This window comes from Camelimonas sp. ID_303_24 (genome assembly GCF_053543495.1).
In genome coordinates this window covers 541,972-561,366 of sequence record NZ_JBLLJM010000002.1, presented here as the reverse complement: position 1 = coordinate 561,366, position 19,395 = coordinate 541,972, and the positions used below count along the sequence as shown (strand labels likewise).

The window sequence follows — 19,395 nt, the reverse complement described above, 5'->3', positions numbered from 1 at the left end:
TGGCCGCGGCGCGGATGTGCATGCAAAGATGGAGATGGCCACCATGGGACTATTTGGAATTCTGGTTTCCCTGGCATTGCTCATGTGGCTTGCCTACCGCGGGTGGAGCGTCCTGCTGGTTGCTCCGGCCGCCGCCCTGCTGGCCGCAATTATTGCCGGGCAACCCATCCTCGCCCACTGGACGCAAACCTTCATGCCGGGCGCGGCGGGGTTTGTGGCGCAATGGTTTCCAATCTTCCTGCTGGGCGGTCTGTTCGGCAAGCTGATGGACGATAGCGGCTCCATCGCGTCGATCGCCAATTATCTGACGAAGCGGCTCGGGACCAAACGGACGATCCTGTCCGTCGTGCTGGCTTCTGCGGTGGTGACCTATGGCGGCGTCAGCGTCTTCGTTGCGTTCTTCGTGCTGGTGCCCATGGCGCAGCGCATGTTCGAGGCCGCCGATATTCCGCGCCGGCTGATGCCGGCGACGATTGGCCTTGGGGCGTTCACCTTCACCATGACGGCGCTGCCTGGAACGCCTTCGGTCAACAATGCGATTCCGATGCCGTATTTCGGCACGACCACGTTCGCGGCGCCGGGCATTGGCATCATCGCCTCGCTGATCACCCTGGCGTTTGGCCTGTGGTGGCTCGCCCGCGCCGAAGCTGCGGCCCGGCGGGCAGGCGAAGGCTTCGGAACCGCTGCGGTTGTTCCGGCCCCGATTGACGAAAAGCTCCGCGAACAGGCGACAGCGGTCGGCGACTTCGACATCGCCGAACTCGAACACGGCCAGAAGGCGGACGATTTCCCGCCAGCCGCCCTTGCGGCGCTGCCGCTGGCCGTCGTCATCGTGGTCAATTTCCTGATGGCCCTCGTGGTGCTTCCCCGGCTCGATTTCGCCTTCCTGGCTGAACCTTCCTGGGGCTCCACCAGCTTCAGGTCGATCGGCGGCGTCTGGTCGGTGATGCTGGCCCTTGCCGCCGCCAATCTGACGGTGATCGCGGTCAACTTCCGCCGCATGCCCAAGCTGCGCGAGTCAATCGACGCCGGCGCCAATTCAGCGGCGTTGCCAATGATGACGATCGCCAGCCTCGTCGGTTTCGGCGCGGTGGTCGCCGCCCTGCCGGCGTTCAATCTGGTGCGCGACGCCGTCATCGGCATCCCGGGAGGCCCGCTGATCTCGCTGACCGTGGCAATGAACTCCCTGGCCGCCCTGACCGGCACGGCTTCCGGCGGTTCAGCGATCGCGCTGGGCGCGCTTGGCGATCACTTCCTGAGACTGGCCGCTGATTATGGCGTCTCTCCGGACCTGATGCACCGCGTGACGGTGATCAGCGCAGGAACGCTGGACGCCCTGCCGCACAACGGCACCGTGCTGATGCTGCTGCAGATCAGCAAGCTGACCCACAAGGAAAGTTATGGCGATATGATCATGACAGTGATCGTCGGCGTGGTCATCTCGCTCATCGCCGTGCTGATCCTCGGGACCATGTTCGGCTCGTTCTGAGGCGCGTTCTGAGGTTCCTGGCTGACGCCCCTGCCGGCGTCCTTGCCCGCGTGGCGCCCCGTCGCTTCGCGGGAATGGTTTCCTGCCCGGGGTATGGGAGCGGGATGTGTTTGAACGGAAACGCATCCCGCGTTGATTGTCTGGTTCCGCATGATTTTTCGCGGACAGGCGGCGCCCGCCTGTCGGCATCATGCCCTGGCCGGGTGGGGGGCTTGCGCACATGTGGCCCAGAACCTGGCGGGCGGCGCCCAGGCGGGAGCCGCGCGCTCCCGGATGTCGCCAGCGGCGCGCATGTGCTGACAATCAGCGCGGGCCCGGAATCATGACGCCGGATTGCCCATATCGATGACATTCCCGGACCGGATGGCGGGACCCCGCAATTCCGCAGTCCATGCAGGTGAGAGCCTCCAAATGCTGAAGCGCATTCTGTCATCCAGCCGCTACATCATGCTGATTCCGGTGGTGGGGACTTTTCTGGGTTCGGTGGCGCTGCTTGTGTACGAGATGCTCGTGCTCATGACGTCGCTGGTCACGACCATTGGCAATGCCTCCGTTTCCCCGAAGGATGTCAAGGTATTCGCCGTCGGGCTTGTTGAATCCGTCGACGTATTCCTGATTGGCATCGCCGTCTATATTACAAGCGTCGGCCTGTATCTGCTGTTTATCGATGATGACATTCCCATGCCGAAATGGCTTGAGATCAGGAGCCTGGAGGATCTCAAGAGCAATCTGATCAGCGTTGTGATCGCCGTGCTTGCGGTGCTCTTTCTCAGGGAAGCGGTTTCCTGGGATGGGACGTCGAATATTGTCGGACTTGGCGTCGCGCTGGGGCTGGTTATTGCGGCGCTGGCCTTCTTCCTGATGAAGAACAAGTCCTCCAAACAGGACTGACGCCAGAATTCCGGGCAGCCAGAACCCATCGGGCGCTGGCTGACCGGGCGGGCCCCAAGCGCCCCGTTTCAGGAGTTTCCTGTTTCAGGCGCGTCAGACCTCAGGAACGAAACAGGCGGCTGTACTGGTTTTCGTGCCAGGCGCTGGCCATCGCCAGCGCCACGGAGACGTTGCCGATATCGTCGTCGCTGGCCGCTTCCGCCCGCGCGATGGCGCGGGCGATCATCGCCGGCGCGGCGATCAGGATGCGCTGGCCAGCGGTGTGGCCGAGGGGAACCAGACGGATCGCCGCCGCCACCTGGGTTTCCGCCGTGCTCCACATCACGCCGGCAAGCGCCTGTGTCGCGGGCACCCGCCAATGCCATGCGGCGATGGCGAAAGCAGCCGGCCATGACAGCCCGGGCCATGACAATCCAGTACTGGCGGCATATTCCCCGGCCAGGGGAACCTCGAGGTCCGTGAGCAGGCGCAGCATCGCCTCGCCCATGCGCCGGTCCTCCTGCTGCAATTCCCTGCTTTCCCGACCCGCCGCCAGCCACGCGTCGGCGGCGCGGAACCGCGCCTGGTCCCCGGCCTCCAGCGCCGCCATCATGCGCAGGAACAAGGCGCCGTCGAACACGGCGTAGCTGTGTTCCAGCGTTCCAAAAATCCAGTCGCGGGTCGTTGCTTCGTCATGGACCCAGCCGGCGTGGACAGCCGCCTCCAGCCCGCGCGAATAGGAGAACGCGCCGACGGGAAGGCTCTGGCTGACCAGCCGGAGCAGATGCAGCGGCAGGGTGGTTTCGGTGGGCGCGCTCATGGCTTCAGTCCGGCCAGCCCGGAGCCGGCGACATAGATGGCAAGGAAATAATACATCACATAAAGCACATAGGTCTGCCCATTGCCGGTGTAGGGCCGGCGGGCGAGGTTCGAAGCGATGTTCGCCCCCGTGGCGACGCCGTCCCAGAACAGCACGGCGACCGGCGGCAGCGAACGCCCGATCACCATCCGGTAATAGGCATAGAACCGCCCGACGCCGCCCGACGCCGTCGTGCGCCGCCAGACGATCCAGAAGCCGGCAAACAACAGGGCGGAGGCGGCGAGGGCCGCGACCAGCGCTGGCGTCGGGTTCCAGGCGGCGTAGATTTTCTCCAGCGACATCCCCTCCCACACCAGACCCGCAGCGAACTGCGGATCAATGGCGGCGGACACCGGATCAAACAGCAGCTTCGGGAACAGCGACAGCACGATGATGCCCACCACCAGCAGCGCCTGCGGGGCCAGCAAAAATATCGAGGCTTCCCGCACCTGATCCTGCCCCTCGGCGCGCGGACCGGTGAACAATCCCTGGATCAGGCGGATCATGTAGAGGAAGCCAAGGAAGGTGCCGAACAGGCTGGCGATGGCCAGCGCGCGCCAGCCCTGCTCCAGCATGGCCGTGAGCAGCAGCCATTTGCCGCCGAAGCCCATCAGCGGCGGCAGGCCTGACATGGAAATCACGGCGATGGACATCATCGCGAAGGTCAGGGGCATCGCCCGGACAAGGCCGCCCGTGCTGACGAAACGGCGCGCGCCGGTGCGGGCGATGACCCCCGCCACGCCAAGAAACAATATGCCCTTCACCAGCAGATGGTTGGCCACCAGGTACAGCGCCGTCACCCAGCCCAGATGGCTCATCAGCGCAATGGCGATGATGATGTAGCCAATCTGGCTCATGCTGGAACAGGCGAGCAGGCGCTTGAAGTCCTGCTGGCGCAGCGCCATGAGCGCGCCGCCGATCACCGTGAGCAGGCCAACCCATGCCATGACATGCGCCGCCTCCAGCTTCAGCTCGGTGCGGATCGCCAGATAGGTGACAAGCAGCAGGCCGTAAATGGCGACCTTGCTGACAACGGCCGAGAGCATGGCCGAGACGTCGTCCTCAGACTCGGCATAGCTGCCGGGCAGCCAGACATGCGCGCCCAGCACGCCGGCCTTGATGAGGAAGCCGGCGACCAGCAGGATGAAGGCGATTTCCATGTTCCCGCCAGACTGGCGCAGGGCGGCGAGCTCGGTGCCGCCGGCCGCCGCGGCGACCGTGGCGAAACCCGCCATCAGGAAATACGCCGCCGCCAGCGAGAACAGCAGGAAGCTCAGCAGGTAACGGCTGGCGCGTGGGCTCCGCGCAATCAGGAAATAGCTGGCGAGGGTGATCAGCTCCCAGGAGAAAAAGAAGCTCAGGCTGTCCTGCGCCCGCAGCAGGTTCATGATCGCCAGCAGCAGCGTGGTCATCAGGGGGTAAAACCCCGGTCGTGGGGCGGCGTAGCGCAGGCTGGCGGCGGCAATGACGACGCCGCCAGCGAGCAGCAGACCCGCGAACAGGGCGGCGATGCCGCCGGCCGGCCAGAGCAGCCACACGCCGGCGGCCAGCACAATCAGCTCCATCGCGACGGCCTTGAGCCGGCCGGGCAGGACGCCGTCAATGGCGAACATGGCGGCGCCGGCAAGCAGCGGCGCGAACAGCAACGGCGCGGCGACCCCCGCCATGCTGGCGGCGAGGCCGCCGGCCGCCAGCAGCAGCAGGCCGGCCGCCAGCGGCGGCAGCAGCCGGCTGGGGTGGCTTTCTGGCGGGCGGCTCACATGGCCGGCGCGGGCGCTGGTGCTTTGCCGCAGCGTCAGGCCAAACCAGCGGAACATATATGCCGCCTCAAGCAGTGAGCCGATGAGGATGACCGCCGTCCAGTGATGCGCGCCGGCGGCGGTGAGGCGCATCACCAGCTCCCATTTGGCCCAGAAGCCGGGGAACGGCGGCAGGCCGGCGATGGCGACGATCAGCAGGCCGAGCAGGGCGAGGGTCAGCGGATGGTTGCGCAGGCCGGCGCGGCTGTCGGTTCTCTCCATGCCAAGCGTTTCGGCCAGCCAGAACAGGCCCGCCTTGGCCAGCAGGTGATTGACGAACAGTCCGCCGATCACCAGCGGCGCCGCGGCGGCGGCGTCAATCTGCGCCAGCGCGCCCAGGGCCAGGGTCATCAGGCCCATCTGGCCGATGGAAGAATAGCCGAGCAGGCGCTGCGTCCGGGTTTGGGACAGGCCGATGAGGTTGGAGAGCAGAAAGGTGACGGCGCCGGAAAAGGCGATGATCCCGAGCTGGGCCCCGAACAGGGGCGACAGCTTGAACAGGGCGAAAAACACCCCGGCCGAGACGCCGACCGAAACCATGGCGGCAATGCCGCCAGGCGCGGTTTCGTAGACATCCAGCCCCCAGCCGTTGGCCGGGAAGGGCTTCAGCTCAATCAGCAGGCCCGCCAGCAGCATCAGCAAAGCGGCGACGCCCATGGGGCGGTTCAGGGTGCTGGCGCCGGCAATCAGTTCGTCAATATTGAGCGTGCCGGCGACATGGTACAGAAGCACTGATCCCACCAGGAACAGGCTCGAGGCCACGACCGTGGCCATGATGTACTTGAACGCCGCCGCGAGGGCCGCCGGCGCCTGCGACAGGCCAAGCAGCCCGTAGGTGGCGATTGATGCGATCTCCAGGAACACGAACAGGTTGAACAGATCCCGGGTCATGATCATGCCGTCGATCCCCATCACCAGGATGAGGTAGAGCAGCAGCGCCCCATAAGATCCGCGCAGACGGTCCCACAGGTGCAGCGCCCCCAGCAGCGCCGTGACATTGACGCTGAAGGCGAAGAACGCTTCCCACAATCCAAGGCGCATGTTGATGGAGACCGGCGGCATGGCGCCCGCCGTCAGCACCTCGATGGCCGGCTCGCCCGCCAGCAGGCGCAGCAGTCCGGCGCCGCTGGCCAGCACGATGCCGCAGAGCGCCAGAAAAAACCCGCCGGCCAGCCAGCCCTTGCCAAGCCGGTACAGCAGCGGCAACGCGAAGCCGCCGCCAAGGCCGAACAGGAAAATGCCGAGGGGATGGAACAGCGCGGCTACCATCTTGATTCCGTGAAGGCGTCGATCGACAGGGTTTTCTTCGCCGCGTACAGGCGGATGGCGAAGGCCAGCATCACCGCCGTGACCGCGAAGCCAATGACGATCGCCGTCACCACCAGGGCGGAGGGAACAGGATCAATGGCGCGGGCGCCGGCTTCCCCAAGGCCCAACGCCCGGTCGATGATCGGCGCGGTGGCGCCGGTAACGTAGCCGCTCGCCACCATCACGATGTTGAAGCCCGTGCCCATCAACACGAAGCAGATGATGATGCGCATGATGTTGCGGTGGGTCAGCATGCCCCACAGCCCGGTCAGCGCCAGGCCAAAGCCGGTAATCATCAAAATGGTGGAGACCGGAACGCCCGTGATCATGGCCGCCTCGCTCAGCTTCTGAATCTGTCGATGATGACGCTCAGCTCCGCGCCGACCTTGACGCCGAGCAACGCCGAGATCAGCGGGATGGCCCCGGCGCTGATGAAGGCGCCGAATTCGCCCTTCGGCAAAAATCGCGGGTCGAGAAAGCCGCCGGCCAGAACCAGCCCCAGCACGCCAAGGCTGACATAGATCACGCCGGCGGCCGATTCGATGGCGCCGAGCAGCGGCGTGTTGAGCGTCGCGGACGCGTTCGCCACCAGCATCAGCATCACGCCCGAGGCCACGATCGCGCCGCCCTGAAAACCGCCGCCGGCTGACAGATGGCCGTTGACGATCACATAGGCGCCGAAGGTGAAGATCAACGGCAGCAGCACCATGGCGCCGCTGGTGACGATTTCGCTGGGGGGGCGGCGCGCGTGGCGCGGCGAGGGCGCCGCGCCGGCTTCATTGTTCTCCAGCAGCAGGCCGACGCTGGCGGCCACCATGAACAGCACCGCCACCTCGCCGAGGGTGTCGAAGCCGCGCCATGAGATCAGAATGCCCGTTACGACGTTGGGCGCGCCAAGCTGGGCGGGAACCTGGGTGACGTAATATTGCGCCAGCGGGCGCAGGGCCTGCATTTCGGCGTAGTCGCCGACGACGACAAGGAAGACCAGGGCCGTGAGCGCCACGGCGAGGGCGACGAAAACGCGCCGGATCATGGCCCCGGCCTCCCGTCGTCGTTGCTTTCTGGCTCGCGCGCCAGGCGTTTGCCAGCCTCATGTCCGGCCAGCGCGTCCGCGCCGGTTGAGGGCGCCGTCGGCGTTCGTATCAGCCAGGCGGCGCGGGACAGGGCGTGCGACGAAACCGGATTGGTCATCAGCACGAAGCCGATGACCAGCAGCAGCTTCAACGCCCAGTCCGGGTGCAGGATCGCCAGTCCGGCCAGCACCAGGATATTGCCCAGGGTCGTGGCCTTGGTGCCCGCCTGGATGCGCGTGAAGGCGTCGGGCATGCGCAGCACGCCGAGGCCCGCCGAAAACAGGAACAGGGCTCCCAACAGGATGATGAGGCTGCCAAGCAGGTCCGTCATTCCGCGCTCCCCCCGCCGGTTTTGCGAATGGCGTAGATGAAGACGAAGGTGCTGAGGCCACAGCCAATGGCGGCTTCCGCCATCGCCACGTCTGGCGCGGCCAGCAGCAGGAACGATACGGCGGCGAGCAGGCTCGCCAGGCTGGAGCTGACCATCGCCGCCATCAGATTGTTGAGGCAGACCGCCAGCACGCCGCTGAGCAGGATGCCGGCGCAGGTGACCAGGATGAGCAGCTCCAGCATGTCAGAGCCCCCTTTCCAGGAAGCGGGCGATGGCCAGCACGGCGAGGAAGCTGAGCAGACCGTAAACCAGCGCGACATCGATATAGACGAAGCGGCCGGATACGTGCGCGTAGAGGGCGATCAGGGACAGCGAGATCACGGTCAGCATGTCGATGGCGACGATGCGGTCGACCAGGGTCCGCCCGATGGCCAGCCGGATGCCGCTGAGCAGCATGGCCATGAAGATCAGCGCCGCGGCGATCTGGGTGATGACGTTCGCCAGCGCGGCGGCCCAGGAGGAATCAGCCAAAGACTTTCTCCAGATGCCGCTCGAACGGCGCCGCTATCGCTTCGGTCGCCGCGTCGGGATCCGTGGTTTTCACGTCGAGCCAGTGGACGAACAGCAGATCATCCTCCAGCGCCAGCACCAGGGAGCCGGGCGTCAGGGCGATGGTGTTGGCAAGCGCCAGCCGGCCGATGGGTGAGGTCAGGCGCGTGCGCACCTGCACCACGCCCGGATGAATGTCGATGCGCGGCGCATAGACGTAACGCAGCATCTGCAGGTTGGCCTTCACCAGCTCCACCAGGAAAACGCCAAGATACGCAAGGAAATGGTACAGGCCGCGCGGCGTCCAGTGGATCCGGCTCCACGCGTCGTTGCTGGCCGTGAACGCCCAGGCCAGCGCGCCGGTGATCGCCGCGCCCGTAAGGGCAATGTCAGGGGCCAGGCTGGCATTGGCGATCGCCCAGACGGCGAACAGAACCAGCCACAGGGTGAACATGCCGTGCAGACGCGACGGCCTGCTTCTGGCGGGGGATATGGCGGGGGCATCGCGCAGATCCGCATGCTGGGGCAAATCCGCCTGTCGGCGCGGGTCAGATGCGCTCTCAGGAACGTCGTATCCGGTCAAGAAATCGCCCCTCCCAGAAACCCGCTCCCTGGATTCTTTTCCAGCGAAGCGGAAACTGCGCCGCCTATGGAAACGCATTGCCGCGATGCGATCGGACAAGAATCCGGTTCGGGCGGGCCGATTTTGCCATGACCGGGTGTCTTTGGCCCAGCGCCTTTGGCCAGTATTTCTGGCCAGATGCTCCCAACCTGGCGCTCTTGCTGGAAGCGATCAGGTCAGTTCCCTAACAGGCTTCCACAGGCGCTGTCGCAGGCGTTTCCTGAGACGTTTCCAGAGACGTTTTCTGGCAGACGCTTCTGGAAGTCCGCGCTGATGGCGCGAAGCCGCGCCGGGCGCGGTCATGGCCGCATCGGTCTCCGGCGGGTTTTCCGCCGGAGACCGTCGATGCACGGCGTGACGCAAGGCCAGTTGCTGGCCTCAGCACTCCTGGTAGGTGCGGCCGCGATAGACATAGCTCCTGCAGGTCGGCGTCGTGGCGTTGCCGACGATGGCGCCGCCAACGCCGCCGATGGCCGCGCCCGCGAGCGCGCCGCCCGCACGGCCCGTCGCAAGGCCGCCTACAAGGGCGCCAGCGCCGGCGCCGATGGCCGCGCCGCCAATGGTGCGGTCCGTCCGGTCATTGGGATTGCACGCCGCCAGACCCACTGCCAGCAATCCGATAACGACAAGGCTCTTCATGACAATCCCCTTTGCTCATACTGGTGGAACAGCCAACTGTTCTCCGCAAGAGATCATACGGGGTATCCGTCGTATTGAAGAACAGGCGGAACATCATTTGCAGGCGTGATCCCCAATTTGTGTGAGGCGCGCGGCGGGCAGGGTGAGGCACAAGCAGGCGTTGCCCTCGCTGGCGGCGCGGGCTGGCGAGGCGGCAGCGCGAAGTCCAGGATCGTGGGCAGCCGTTCAGCGCCGGACATGAGGCGGCAGGGGGACACAGGGATGGCGGAGGCTGTGGTCGAGGAAAAAGGGGCGCCGGATGGCCTGCTGTTGCTGGCGATCTGTGGGCTGGCGGGGATCTGCATCGTTTTTGGCCTCGCCGTTTCCGGGCCCGTGGAGGTTTTTCAGGGGCTCGCCAAAGTCTTCTTCGTTCGGGATACGCTGATCACCGATTACATGGGGGCGGCGGCATTGGGGCGGCTTTCGTCAACGCCGGGCTTCTGACCCTGGCGGTGGCGGGAGGCTAACGGGCGTTGGACGTCGTCATTGGCGGCGGGGCCATCGCATGCATGATGCTGATTCTGGGGTTTGCCCTGTTCGGCAGGAATTTGCTGAACATCTGGCCGACGGTCGGCGGCGTCTGGCTGTACTGTCGCTTCAGGCGGGAGCCATTTTCGCAACATATCAACACGGCGTTCTTCGGTTGCGCTCTGGCGCCCGTGTTTTCCGAGATTCTCTTCAGCTCATTGATGCCGCTGCATCAATCCATTCCGCTGGCGCTTGGCGCCGGCGTGCTGATGGGGTTCGTCCCGCCGCCCGTGGCCGCCCGGCTCTTCCGGGCCCATGACGGTTTCATGCTTTACAACATGGGCTTCACCGCCGGCATCCTCGGCGCGGTCGTGGTGGCGCCCTACCAGTCCTGCGGCTTCATTCCCAAGCCGGTGTTTATCTGGACCAGCCGCAACAACGTCCTGCCCGGCGGCTTTCTCTCCGTGCTGTTCATCAGCCTGATTGGCCTTGGCCTTGGCCTGTCTGTCGACCGGCGCGCCCTGAGCAGGATGAAGGACCTTTACGCCCTGGACGGGCGCACCCCCAAGCGACTTCATCGCACTGGTCGGGGCCGGGCCGACATTCGTCCACATGGGCGTGAGCGGCTTTATCGGAATGGCCTATGTGCTGCTTGTCGGCAGCGACCTGAACGGGCCAGTGATCGGCGCCATCCTGTCGATCGTTGGCTTCGCGGCCTTTGGCAAGCATCCGCGCAATTTCGTTTCGGTCATGGCCGGCGTGTTCATTGGCTCGCTGGCCAAGCCATGGAACGCCGCTGATCCATCCATCGTGCTCGCGGCGCTGTTTGGCGCCGCGCTGGCCCCGATCGCAGGCCGCTTTGGCTGGCATTGGGGGATTGTGGCCGGTTTCCTTCGCTCCTCCGCCGCCCTGAGCGTCGGCGTCGTCCACGGCGGCCTCAACCTCTACAACAACGGTTTCGCCGCCGGCATTGTCGCCTCGGTGCTTGAGCCGGTGATCGTCGCCATACAGGCCCGGTTTGGCGTCGCGCCGCCAGAAAGGCGTTGAAGGCCATACCGTGGCTGCGGATCAGGGGGCGCCTCGGCGCCGGACAACAAAAAAGCCCGGCGTTGGCCAGGCTTTTTCTTGCGAACCGCTGCTGGCTGACGCCAGGTTCAGCCTTCGTCGTCGTCGGTCTGCGCCGGCGGGACCAGGCCGTCGAGGCCGCGCAGCAGGTCTTCCTCGCTCATGCGATCGAATTCCTGGAGGTCGTCGTCGTTGCGGGCGCTGACTGAGGAGCCGATTGAGGCGCGGCTCGGCACGGCGTCCTCTTCCGGCTCGTCCACTTCCACATGCTTCTGCATGGAGTGGATGAGGTCTTCCTTGAGGTCGTCCACGGAAATCGACTCGTCGGCGATCTCACGCAGGGCGACGACCGGGTTTTTATCGCGATCGCGATCCACGGTCAGCGGCGCGCCGGACGAGATCATGCGGGCGCGATAGCCGGCCAGCAGGACCAGTTCGAAACGGTTATCAACCTTGTCGATGCAGTCTTCGACGGTGACGCGAGCCATTAAGGGCTCCCTTCAAAGGATCTGAATGGTGCGGAATCAGGTTCAGATACACGCTGGCGCCCGCTGGCGCAAGCTTTTCCGCCCCGCGCGTCGTCTGGCGACTTGACAGGCCGCCGGCCCGGCGCCACTGCCCGCCGGAGCGAACCATGGCGTGGAAATCCCGGCCATCCTGCCGGCGTTCCATGGTTTTTCCTGCTGGCGCGTGCTTTTCCCGCCGGCGCGCCCTGGTCATGATGCACAACAGTCATCGCAGCATGGATGGAAACACGATGAAGCCAGCTTTCACCTTTCCCGGACAGGGCAGCCAGGCTGTCGGCATGGGCAAATCCCTGGCGGACAATTTCGCGGTGTCGCGGGATGTGTTCGCCGAGGTCGATGACGCCCTGGGGCAGCGTCTGTCGCAACTGATGTGGGAAGGGCCCGCCGATGAGCTGACGCTGACCGCCAATGCCCAGCCAGCGCTGATGGCGGTGAGCATGGCGGCGATTCGCGCTCTGGAAGCGGAAGCCGGGCTCGATCTGGCGAAGGAGGCGGCTTTCGTCGCCGGCCACTCCCTCGGCGAATATTCGGCGCTGGCCGCCGCCCGCAGCCTGAGCCTGGCCGACACCGCCCGCCTGCTGCGCATTCGCGGCGACGCGATGCAGAAGGCCGTGCCCGTGGGCCAGGGGGCCATGGCGGCCCTGATCGGCCTGGAGTTCGATGCGGCGGACGCCGTGGCGCGCGAGGCGGCGCAGGGCGAGGTCTGCTCGGCCGCTAACGACAATGGCGGCGGACAGGTTGTGATCTCCGGTTCGCGCGCCGCTGTCGAGCGCGCCCTGCCGATCGCCCAGGAGCGCGGGGCCAAGCGCGCCCTGCTGCTGCCGGTGTCCGCGCCCTTCCACTGCGCCCTGATGCAGCCCGCCGCGGAAGCGATGGCGGAGGCGCTGGCGCAGGTGACGATTTCCGCGCCGCTGGCGCCGCTTGTCGCCAATGTCACCGCCGAGGCCGAAACCGATCCGGACGCCATCCGCGCCAATCTGGTGAAGCAGGTCACTGGCACCGTGCGCTGGCGCGAATGCGTGGCGTGGATGGCCGGCCAGGGCGTTGAATCGTTTTATGAGGTAGGCGCCGGCAAGGTGCTGACCGGGCTCGTGAAGCGCATCGCCAGCAACGGCAAGGGCGTTGCGATTGGCTCGGCTGATGACGTCAAGGCGTTCGTGGCCGGCAGGAATTAAGCCAGCGCGATGGCGCCGCATGCGGCGTCTGATCTTATTTATGGCGTTATTTCAGTGTTATGGCTTGATTTGTGAATGTAATGAATCAAGCCTGTTCCTCCGTTGATATGGGGTTTGGCATGTTTGATCTGACTGGCCGCAAGGCGCTTGTGACGGGCGCGAGCGGCGGTATCGGCGGGGCGATCGCCCGCGCGCTGCACGCCCAGGGCGCGGATGTGGCGCTTTCCGGCACCCGCCGGGAGGCGCTGGAGGCGCTGGCCGCGGAACTGGGCGCGCGCGCCCATGTCGTGCCCGCGGACCTGTCGAGCGTCGAATCGGTTGAAGCGCTGATCCCGGCGGCGGAGGCGGAGCTCGGCGGCCTCGACATCCTGGTCAACAACGCTGGCGTGACCCGCGATAACCTGTTCATGCGCATGAAGGACGAGGAGTGGGATGCGGTGATCGCCGTCAATCTCACGGCTTCCTTCCGCCTGATGCGCGCCGCGACAAAGGGGATGATGCGCCGCCGTTTTGGCCGCATCATCAACATCGGCTCGGTTGTGGGGACCACGGGCAATCCCGGCCAGGGCAATTACGCCGCCTCCAAGGCGGGCCTGGTGGGCATGACCAAGGCGCTCGCGGCGGAGGTTGCGAGCCGCAACATCACGGTGAACTGCGTGGCGCCCGGCTTCATTACCTCGCCAATGACCGACGCGCTCAATGACAAACAGCGCGAAGCCATTCTGACCAATGTGCCCGCCGGACGTCTGGGCGAGGGCGGGGATGTGGCGGCGGCGGTGGCCTATCTGGCCTCGACCGAGGCCGCCTATGTCACCGGCCAGACCCTGCACGTTAACGGCGGCATGGCGATGATCTGACGGCCAGCGATGCTGGCCAGACGGCGGTGGTCCTGCGACGGGGCCATGATTCGGAGCGCCGCAGGCGCGCCCGGATCCGGCGGCCGGCGGGTCAGGGACTGGGGCTTCAACGCCTCTGGAAAGCGCCGGAGCGCCCCTCGTCAGGCGGTTTCCGGTGTGTTAACAGGGCCGGCCTGCCGCGTGGGTACTTGACGCGACAGGCAAAAGCAGGCTTGCACTAGCAATGGACAAGGCGCCTTGACGGGCAGGATTGATCCGACGATTAACGGCGCGAACTGGACATGGCTACCGAACCAGGCAACTCGAAGATCGGGCGGCCATACGCCATCTGCAAAATGAAACGAGGACCGAACGATGAGTGACATCGCTGAACGCGTTAAGAAGATCGTTGTCGAACATCTCGGCGTGGAAGCCGACAAGGTCGTGGACAACGCCAACTTCATTGACGATCTCGGCGCCGACAGTCTCGACACGGTCGAACTGGTGATGGCGTTCGAGGAAGAGTTCAACGTCGAGATTCCGGACGACGCCGCCGAGACCATCGTGACGGTCGGCGACGCGATCAAGTTCCTGGAGAAGAACGCGGCCTGAGCCCGCGTCTGTTCCTGATATCACATGCGGCTGTTCCCGAGCTGACGCGCCAGTGCGCGGGTCTGCGAGGGTGGTCGCGCATTTCGGGGGCCTTCTGGCCCTCGAAACATAACTGACCGCGTTGGACACGTTTTGCATTTTTGCACGGATTGCCGGGTAAAAGGCAGGGCGCGCCCAAAGTATTGATGCATTTAGAAAGCGCCCCTTGCACGCGCGCGGCGGTGATTTTTGTCATCGCGCCCGCCTGCGGCTGGCTCCGGGACAAAACGGCATGACAATGAGACGGGTTGTTGTCACAGGTCTTGGCATGGTGACCCCACTTGGGGGCAATGTTGAGGCAACCTGGAGCAATGTGCTCGCCGGCAAAAGCGGCGCCAGCGCCATCACGACGTTTGACGTTTCCGACATTGCCTGTCGCATCGCCTGCCAGATTCCGCTGGGCGATGGTTCCGGCGGAACCTTCAACGCCGACCAGTGGATGGACCCGAAGGACCAGCGCAAGGTTGATCCTTTCATCGTTTACGCCATGGCGGCGGCCCAGCAGGCGCTCGAGGACGCAGGTTGGGAGCCGAAAACCTCCGATGAGCAGAACGCCACCGGCGTGCTGATCGGTTCGGGAATCGGCGGCGTCGGCGGCATCTATGAGGCCGCGACCATTCTCAATGAAAAGGGGCCGCGTCGCCTGTCGCCCTTCTTCATTCCCGGGCGCCTTATCAATCTGGCCTCTGGCTATGTTTCCATTCGCCATGGGTTGAAGGGGCCGAACCATTCCGTGGTCACGGCCTGCTCAACCGGCGCGCACGCCATTGGCGACGCCGCCCGCCTCGTGGCGCTGGGCGACGCCGACGTGATGGTCGCCGGCGGCACGGAATCGCCGCTCAACCGGCTGTCGATCGCTGGCTTCGCCTCCTGCCGGGCGCTGTCCACAAATTTCAACGATGATCCGACCCGCGCCTCGCGTCCCTATGACAAGGACCGCGACGGTTTCGTCATGGGCGAGGGCGCAGGCATCGTCATCCTGGAAGAGCTTGAACACGCGAAAGCGCGCGGCGCCAGGATCTACGGCGAAATCATCGGTTACGGCCTCTCCGGCGACGCCCATCACATCACCTCGCCGGCGGAAGACGGCGACGGCGCCTATCGCTGCATGCAGGCGGCGCTGAAGCGCGCCGGCATCCAGGTGTCCGATATCGACTACGTCAACGCCCATGGCACCTCGACGCCGCTGGGCGACGAGATCGAACTGCGCGCTGTCGAGCGGCTGCTGGGCGATTCCGCCAGCAAGATCTCCATGTCGTCGACCAAGTCGTCGATTGGTCACCTGCTGGGCGCTGCTGGCGCGGTTGAGTCGATTTTCGCCATTCTGTCCATCCGCGACCAGATCGTGCCGCCGACGCTCAATCTCGACAATCCGTCGGTGGAAACGGCGATTGACCTGACGCCGCATGTGGCGCGCCAGCGCGACGTGAATGTGGCCCTGTCGAACTCCTTCGGCTTTGGCGGCACCAACGCCTCGGTGATCTTCCGCGGCTTCGCCGCCTGATCGGGCCTGCTCCGCCTGGCCGGCGCGTTTTCGTCGCAATCGGCGTTCATGCTCCGCGCCAGTTTCGCGACAGCCAGAAACGCGCGGGTCCCGGGCTCCCGGGGCCCTCTGGCGGTCACTACGAAGGGTTGGGCGCGCAGCCGCTGGCGGAATGGTACACTTCCGCGGGCTGGACGTCAGGCGGCCGATTCGTCTGCCTGACGCGCCGCTGGCGCCATCTGACGCTCCCGATACATGTCTGCAGGACCCGCGCTGCGGGTTCGTCCCCGGAACGGTGGTTTCGGGCATCGCGGATGAGGCATGTGAGGCGGAGCGGTTTTGAACGGACCAGGGATGAGCGACAACAACAGGACGTCCATTGGCAAGGCAAACCCCGCTCCGGAGAAAGGCGCGCGGGTTCGTTCGCTGAAAAGTCCGACGGAAGCCATCAAGCCGGAGGCCGTGCCGCCTCCGCCGCCCCGCCGGCGTCGTGAGCGTGGTGGTTTCGTCAACGGCGTGAGCAATTTCCTCACCGCGATCGTGGTTGGGGCCATCGCCATTGGCGGCGGCGTCTATGTGCTCAAGAGCGAGTTCAACGCTGCCGGGCCGCTGCCTGCCGACAAGGTGGTGATGGTTAAGGGCGGCGCCCGGGCCGTGGCCGATGCGCTGCAGCGCGAAGGCGTGATTTCCCAGCCGACCCTCTTCCTCGCCGGCGTTTACATTTCTGGCGTCAACGACGATGTGAAGGCCGGCGAATATCTGTTCCGCAAGGGCGCGAGCCTGCGCGAGGTGATGGATACCCTCGTCAGCGGCAAGACGGTGCTGCACAATTTCACCGTGCCTGAAGGCCTGACTAGCGAACAGATTGTCGCCCGCCTGCGCGAGGTCGACCTGTTGACCGGCGATATCGCCGAGACTCCGCCGGAAGGGGCCCTGTTGCCGGAAACCTACCGGATTTCCCGCGGCGCCTCGCGCCAGCAGATCCTCGATCGCATGCGTCAGGACGGCCGCCGGGTGCTGGCCGAGGTCTGGGCCCGTCGCGCCCCGGACCTGCCGCTGAAGACGCCCGAGGAGATGGTGACCCTGGCCTCGATCGTCGAGAAGGAAACCGGCCGCGCCGACGAGCGCACCCGGGTGGCCGGCGTGTTCATCAACCGCCTGCAGAAGGGCATGCGCCTGCAGTCCGATCCGACGATTGTCTATGGCATCGCCGGCGGCAAGGGCGCGCTGGGCCGGCCGCTGTCGCGGGCGGACATCACCACGCCGACGCCCTATAACACATACACGATCAATGGCCTGCCGCCTGGCCCCATCGCCAACCCGGGGCGCGCCGCGCTGGAGGCGGTGGCCAATCCCTCGCGCACCCGCGACCTGTATTTTGTCGCCGATGGCTCGGGCGGGCATACCTTCGCCGAGACCCTGGACCAGCACAATCGCGGCGTCAGCCGTCTGCGCCAGATGGAGAGCGACCGCCGCGCCCAGGGTAACAGCGCTCAGGGTAACAGTGTCCCTGACAACGCCGCCGGCAAACCGGCGGATGGCAGTGCTGGCGCCGTCGCGCCGCAGCAGGGGCAGGCGGACCAGCCATCGCCGTCCGGCCGTCCGCGGGCCTTCGATGCTTCCGAGGGGACTGACAAGGACCCGTTGCGGAACAAGACCTACGATCTGAACTCGCCGCAGGTCGTGCCGAAGGTGCGCTGATACGGATTTCCGGATGCGCGTTTCCCGCGTGCGGGAGCGTGCGTTTCGCATGACAGCCTCCGGGTCGGGGGCGGGCCAGTATCATTTCGCAGAACGTGGCCGCGCCGTCCCATGGATGGCGCGGCGCCGTTTTGCTAACCGGACAGATGGGACAGCGTTCGCTTCAGCCTGGAGGAGCGCCGTCCGTTATCCGGCAGACGACAACAGGAGCGCAGGCGGTATGGCCATTGCCAGCATGACGGGTTTTGCCAGGGCCGACGGCGCGCATGGGGCGCTTTCCTGGGCCTGGGAGATCAGAAGCGTCAACGGACGCAGCCTCGATATCCGCATGCGCACGCCGCCGGGCTATGATCGCAGTGGAGAGGCGGCGCGTCAGGCGCTGGCGCGCGCCGTGCGCCGCGGCGCCTGCCATGTCTCGCTCACGGTCGTCAGCGCCGCCGCCGCGGCGGGCGTCCGCGTCAATCTCGACGTGGCCCGCATGGTTATCGACGCCTTTCGCGAACTGGAGCGGCCCGCCGACATGTCGCCGCTGACCCTTGATGCGGTGCTGGGCGTGCGCGGCGTGGTTGAAAGCGTCGACGTCGACAGCGCTCCAGGAGAGGATGCGCTCGCCGCGATCGCCGCCACGGCGGAAGCGGCGGTGGCGGCGATGGTCGCCGCCCGCGTCGCCGAGGGCGCGGCGCTTGAAACCGTGCTGCGCGGCCATGTCGACCGTATCGCCGCGTTGACCGCAGCCGCAGAAGCGGCCCCGGCCCGGCAACCGGAGGCCATCCGTCGCCGCATCCACGACCAGATCGCCCTGCTCACCGGCGGGTCGGTGGCGCTGGATCCCCAGCGCCTGCATCAGGAAGCGGTGCTGCTGGCCAGCCGTGCGGACATCCGTGAGGAAATCGACCGGCTGCACGCCCATGTGACGGCGGCGCGGGCGCTGCTGGACGAGGGCGGCGCCGTCGGTCGGCGGCTGGATTTTCTCGCCCAGGAACTGGCCCGCGAAGCCAATACCCTGTGCGCCAAAGCCAATGACGCCAGCCTGTCTGCGATAGGCCTCGACCTCAAAACCGTGGTCGAGCAGTTCCGCGAACAGGTCCAGAACGTCGAGTAACGCTCATGCAAGTCAACATTCCCGACGCGCCAGTTACCCGGCGCGGCTTCGTCCTGATCCTGTCCTCGCCGTCGGGCGCCGGCAAGTCGACCCTGACGCGCCGGCTGCTGCAACGCCACGACTTGCAGATGCAGATGTCGGTGTCGGTCACGACGCGGGCGCGGCGGCCGTCGGAGATCGCCGGCCAGGACTATCACTTCATCACCCGTGAGGAATTCGAGGTAGGTCGCGATCGCGGCGACTATCTGGAGTGGGCCGAGGTGCATGGCAATTTTTACGGCACGCCCCGCGGCGCCGTGGAGAAGAGCCTCGTCGCCGGCCACGACATGGTCTTCGACATTGACTGGCAGGGCGCCGATCAGGTGGTGGAGAAGATGCCTGATGACGTGGTGACCGTCTTCATCCTGCCGCCCTCCATGGCCGAGTTGCGCAACCGCCTGGTGCGCCGCGCCGAGGACGCGAAGGAGGTCATCGACGCCCGCCTGGCCGCGGCCCGTGACGAGATCGCCCATTGGGAGGCCTACGACTACGTGGTGGTCAATGAGGACCTTGATCTGAGCTACAACGCGCTGATCGCCATCATTTCCGCCGAGCGCCTGAAGCGTCGCCGCCAGACGGCGCTGGTCCCGCTGGTCGCCAGCCTGATGGACGGCCCGCTGCCCCAACACGACTGATGCCCGAACCCGGCGCGCCCGACCCAGCGGATTTTGGGTGATGCCCGATACGTGGACCCTGGCTCTGGCCCCGGGTGGCGGACGGCTCGGCTGGCGAGCCTGGCGCCGGCGGGCAGGGCGTCGCCTGGGCAGATC

Annotated in this window: 21 protein-coding genes and 1 pseudogene; 12 read left to right on the top strand and 10 right to left on the bottom strand. The window is 66.0% G+C overall.

The window, feature by feature from the left end; translation table 11 throughout:
* Positions 1-43: 43 nt before the first annotated feature.
* Together ACERNI_RS02960 and ACERNI_RS02955 are read left to right on the top strand one after the other, a co-directional pair.
* Positions 44-1,489 (top strand): GntP family permease, encoded by a 1,446-nt coding sequence (locus ACERNI_RS02960; RefSeq protein WP_448831762.1) that lies wholly within the window; start codon positions 44-46, stop codon positions 1,487-1,489.
* A 411-nt stretch (positions 1,490-1,900) separates the two neighbouring features.
* A complete protein-coding gene (locus ACERNI_RS02955; protein ID WP_448831761.1) occupies positions 1,901-2,380 on the top strand; it encodes a YqhA family protein in 480 nt (159 codons plus the stop codon).
* 100 nt (positions 2,381-2,480) lie between these two features.
* Here ACERNI_RS02955 and ACERNI_RS02950 read toward each other — a convergent pair whose 3' ends face one another.
* The 9 genes from ACERNI_RS02950 to ACERNI_RS02910 all read right to left on the bottom strand — a co-directional run bounded on the left by ACERNI_RS02950 (position 2,481) and on the right by ACERNI_RS02910 (position 9,539).
* Positions 2,481-3,179, bottom strand: coding sequence for an urease accessory protein UreF (locus ACERNI_RS02950; protein ID WP_448831760.1), 699 nt, complete (start codon positions 3,177-3,179; stop codon positions 2,481-2,483).
* Entirely contained in the window at positions 3,176-6,286 is a 3,111-nt protein-coding gene (locus tag ACERNI_RS02945; RefSeq protein ID WP_448831759.1) for a complex I subunit 5 family protein, read from the bottom strand. The genes ACERNI_RS02950 and ACERNI_RS02945 overlap by 4 nt, the downstream gene beginning before the upstream one ends.
* Positions 6,280-6,654, bottom strand: a complete 375-nt coding sequence (locus ACERNI_RS02940; protein ID WP_448831758.1) for a sodium:proton antiporter — start codon at positions 6,652-6,654, stop codon at positions 6,280-6,282. Before ACERNI_RS02940 ends, ACERNI_RS02945 begins: the two co-directional genes overlap by 7 nt.
* Positions 6,655-6,665: 11 nt before the next feature.
* The gene (gene mbhE / locus ACERNI_RS02935; protein WP_448831757.1) at positions 6,666-7,358 is read right to left on the bottom strand and encodes a hydrogen gas-evolving membrane-bound hydrogenase subunit E; all 693 of its coding nucleotides are present in this window, start codon (positions 7,356-7,358) and stop codon (positions 6,666-6,668) included.
* Positions 7,355-7,729 (bottom strand): monovalent cation/H(+) antiporter subunit G, encoded by a 375-nt coding sequence (mnhG, locus tag ACERNI_RS02930; protein WP_448831756.1) that lies wholly within the window; start codon positions 7,727-7,729, stop codon positions 7,355-7,357. The genes mbhE and mnhG overlap by 4 nt, the downstream gene beginning before the upstream one ends.
* Positions 7,726-7,971 (bottom strand): hydrogenase subunit MbhD domain-containing protein, encoded by a 246-nt coding sequence (locus tag ACERNI_RS02925; protein WP_448831755.1) that lies wholly within the window; start codon positions 7,969-7,971, stop codon positions 7,726-7,728. Before ACERNI_RS02925 ends, mnhG begins: the two co-directional genes overlap by 4 nt.
* A 1-nt stretch (position 7,972) precedes the next feature.
* Entirely contained in the window at positions 7,973-8,260 is a 288-nt protein-coding gene (locus tag ACERNI_RS02920; protein WP_448831754.1) for a monovalent cation/H+ antiporter complex subunit F, read from the bottom strand.
* Positions 8,253-8,861, bottom strand: a complete 609-nt coding sequence (locus tag ACERNI_RS02915) for a Na+/H+ antiporter subunit E (protein ID WP_448831753.1) — start codon at positions 8,859-8,861, stop codon at positions 8,253-8,255. Before ACERNI_RS02915 ends, ACERNI_RS02920 begins: the two co-directional genes overlap by 8 nt.
* 417 nt (positions 8,862-9,278) lie before the next feature.
* Positions 9,279-9,539 (bottom strand): glycine zipper domain-containing protein, encoded by a 261-nt coding sequence (locus tag ACERNI_RS02910; protein WP_448831752.1) that lies wholly within the window; start codon positions 9,537-9,539, stop codon positions 9,279-9,281.
* 261 nt (positions 9,540-9,800) lie between these two features.
* On the opposite strand from ACERNI_RS02910, the gene ACERNI_RS02905 reads away from it, so the two are divergent.
* From ACERNI_RS02905 to ACERNI_RS02895, 3 genes and pseudogenes are all read left to right on the top strand, one after another.
* Positions 9,801-10,022 carry a hypothetical protein gene (locus ACERNI_RS02905; protein ID WP_448831751.1) on the top strand — a complete coding sequence of 74 codons (222 nt, stop codon included), beginning with the start codon at positions 9,801-9,803 and terminating at the stop codon, positions 10,020-10,022.
* A gap of 65 nt (positions 10,023-10,087) precedes the next feature.
* Positions 10,088-10,366 (top strand): annotated as a pseudogene (locus ACERNI_RS02900) (DUF1576 domain-containing protein); the annotation flags it as partial.
* Positions 10,367-10,658: 292 nt separating this feature from the next.
* Positions 10,659-11,093: a DUF1576 domain-containing protein gene (locus tag ACERNI_RS02895; protein ID WP_448831750.1), complete on the top strand. Its 435-nt coding sequence runs from the start codon at positions 10,659-10,661 to the stop codon at positions 11,091-11,093.
* 107 nt (positions 11,094-11,200) lie between these two features.
* Here the strand turns inward: ACERNI_RS02895 and rpoZ are convergent, their stop codons facing one another.
* Positions 11,201-11,599 (bottom strand): DNA-directed RNA polymerase subunit omega, encoded by a 399-nt coding sequence (gene rpoZ, locus ACERNI_RS02890; RefSeq protein ID WP_448831749.1) that lies wholly within the window; start codon positions 11,597-11,599, stop codon positions 11,201-11,203.
* A 269-nt stretch (positions 11,600-11,868) separates the two neighbouring features.
* Here rpoZ and fabD point away from each other — a divergent pair, with 269 nt between their 5' ends.
* The 7 genes from fabD (at position 11,869) to gmk (ending at position 19,260) form a co-directional block, all read left to right on the top strand.
* On the top strand, positions 11,869-12,813 hold the full coding sequence (fabD, locus tag ACERNI_RS02885) for an ACP S-malonyltransferase (protein ID WP_448831748.1): 945 nt from the start codon (positions 11,869-11,871) through the stop codon (positions 12,811-12,813).
* Positions 12,814-12,932: 119 nt separating this feature from the next.
* Positions 12,933-13,670 carry a 3-oxoacyl-[acyl-carrier-protein] reductase gene (fabG, locus tag ACERNI_RS02880; protein ID WP_448831747.1) on the top strand — a complete coding sequence of 246 codons (738 nt, stop codon included), beginning with the start codon at positions 12,933-12,935 and terminating at the stop codon, positions 13,668-13,670.
* Positions 13,671-14,024: 354 nt separating this feature from the next.
* Positions 14,025-14,261 carry an acyl carrier protein gene (locus ACERNI_RS02875; protein ID WP_132003634.1) on the top strand — a complete coding sequence of 79 codons (237 nt, stop codon included), beginning with the start codon at positions 14,025-14,027 and terminating at the stop codon, positions 14,259-14,261.
* A gap of 277 nt (positions 14,262-14,538) precedes the next feature.
* Positions 14,539-15,804 (top strand): beta-ketoacyl-ACP synthase II, encoded by a 1,266-nt coding sequence (fabF, locus tag ACERNI_RS02870; RefSeq protein WP_448831806.1) that lies wholly within the window; start codon positions 14,539-14,541, stop codon positions 15,802-15,804.
* A 333-nt stretch (positions 15,805-16,137) separates the two neighbouring features.
* A complete protein-coding gene (gene mltG / locus ACERNI_RS02865; protein ID WP_448831746.1) occupies positions 16,138-17,484 on the top strand; it encodes an endolytic transglycosylase MltG in 1,347 nt (448 codons plus the stop codon).
* Positions 17,485-17,704: 220 nt separating this feature from the next.
* Positions 17,705-18,586, top strand: a complete 882-nt coding sequence (locus tag ACERNI_RS02860; RefSeq protein ID WP_448831745.1) for a YicC/YloC family endoribonuclease — start codon at positions 17,705-17,707, stop codon at positions 18,584-18,586.
* Between the two features lie 5 nt (positions 18,587-18,591).
* A complete protein-coding gene (gmk, locus tag ACERNI_RS02855) occupies positions 18,592-19,260 on the top strand; it encodes a guanylate kinase (protein WP_448831744.1) in 669 nt (222 codons plus the stop codon).
* Positions 19,261-19,395 lie beyond the last annotated feature (135 nt).

Bases quoted from the DNA above. Each gene is read 5' to 3' on its own strand.
- ACERNI_RS02960 (WP_448831762.1), top strand. From the start codon at position 44: ATGGGACTATTTGGAATTCTGGTTTCCCTGGCATTGCTCATGTGGCTT.
- ACERNI_RS02955 (WP_448831761.1), top strand. From the start codon at position 1,901: ATGCTGAAGCGCATTCTGTCATCCAGCCGCTACATCATGCTGATTCCG.
- ACERNI_RS02950 (WP_448831760.1), bottom strand. From the start codon at position 3,179: ATGAGCGCGCCCACCGAAACCACCCTGCCGCTGCATCTGCTCCGGCTG.
- ACERNI_RS02945 (WP_448831759.1), bottom strand. From the start codon at position 6,286: ATGGTAGCCGCGCTGTTCCATCCCCTCGGCATTTTCCTGTTCGGCCTT.
- ACERNI_RS02940 (WP_448831758.1), bottom strand. From the start codon at position 6,654: ATGATCACGGGCGTTCCGGTCTCCACCATTTTGATGATTACCGGCTTT.
- mbhE (WP_448831757.1), bottom strand. From the start codon at position 7,358: ATGATCCGGCGCGTTTTCGTCGCCCTCGCCGTGGCGCTCACGGCCCTG.
- mnhG (WP_448831756.1), bottom strand. From the start codon at position 7,729: ATGACGGACCTGCTTGGCAGCCTCATCATCCTGTTGGGAGCCCTGTTC.
- ACERNI_RS02925 (WP_448831755.1), bottom strand. From the start codon at position 7,971: ATGCTGGAGCTGCTCATCCTGGTCACCTGCGCCGGCATCCTGCTCAGC.
- ACERNI_RS02910 (WP_448831752.1), bottom strand. From the start codon at position 9,539: ATGAAGAGCCTTGTCGTTATCGGATTGCTGGCAGTGGGTCTGGCGGCG.
- ACERNI_RS02905 (WP_448831751.1), top strand. From the start codon at position 9,801: ATGGCGGAGGCTGTGGTCGAGGAAAAAGGGGCGCCGGATGGCCTGCTG.
- ACERNI_RS02895 (WP_448831750.1), top strand. From the start codon at position 10,659: ATGGGCGTGAGCGGCTTTATCGGAATGGCCTATGTGCTGCTTGTCGGC.
- rpoZ (WP_448831749.1), bottom strand. From the start codon at position 11,599: ATGGCTCGCGTCACCGTCGAAGACTGCATCGACAAGGTTGATAACCGT.
- fabD (WP_448831748.1), top strand. From the start codon at position 11,869: ATGAAGCCAGCTTTCACCTTTCCCGGACAGGGCAGCCAGGCTGTCGGC.
- fabG (WP_448831747.1), top strand. From the start codon at position 12,933: ATGTTTGATCTGACTGGCCGCAAGGCGCTTGTGACGGGCGCGAGCGGC.
- ACERNI_RS02875 (WP_132003634.1), top strand. From the start codon at position 14,025: ATGAGTGACATCGCTGAACGCGTTAAGAAGATCGTTGTCGAACATCTC.
- fabF (WP_448831806.1), top strand. From the start codon at position 14,539: ATGAGACGGGTTGTTGTCACAGGTCTTGGCATGGTGACCCCACTTGGG.
- mltG (WP_448831746.1), top strand. From the start codon at position 16,138: ATGAGCGACAACAACAGGACGTCCATTGGCAAGGCAAACCCCGCTCCG.
- ACERNI_RS02860 (WP_448831745.1), top strand. From the start codon at position 17,705: ATGGCCATTGCCAGCATGACGGGTTTTGCCAGGGCCGACGGCGCGCAT.
- gmk (WP_448831744.1), top strand. From the start codon at position 18,592: ATGCAAGTCAACATTCCCGACGCGCCAGTTACCCGGCGCGGCTTCGTC.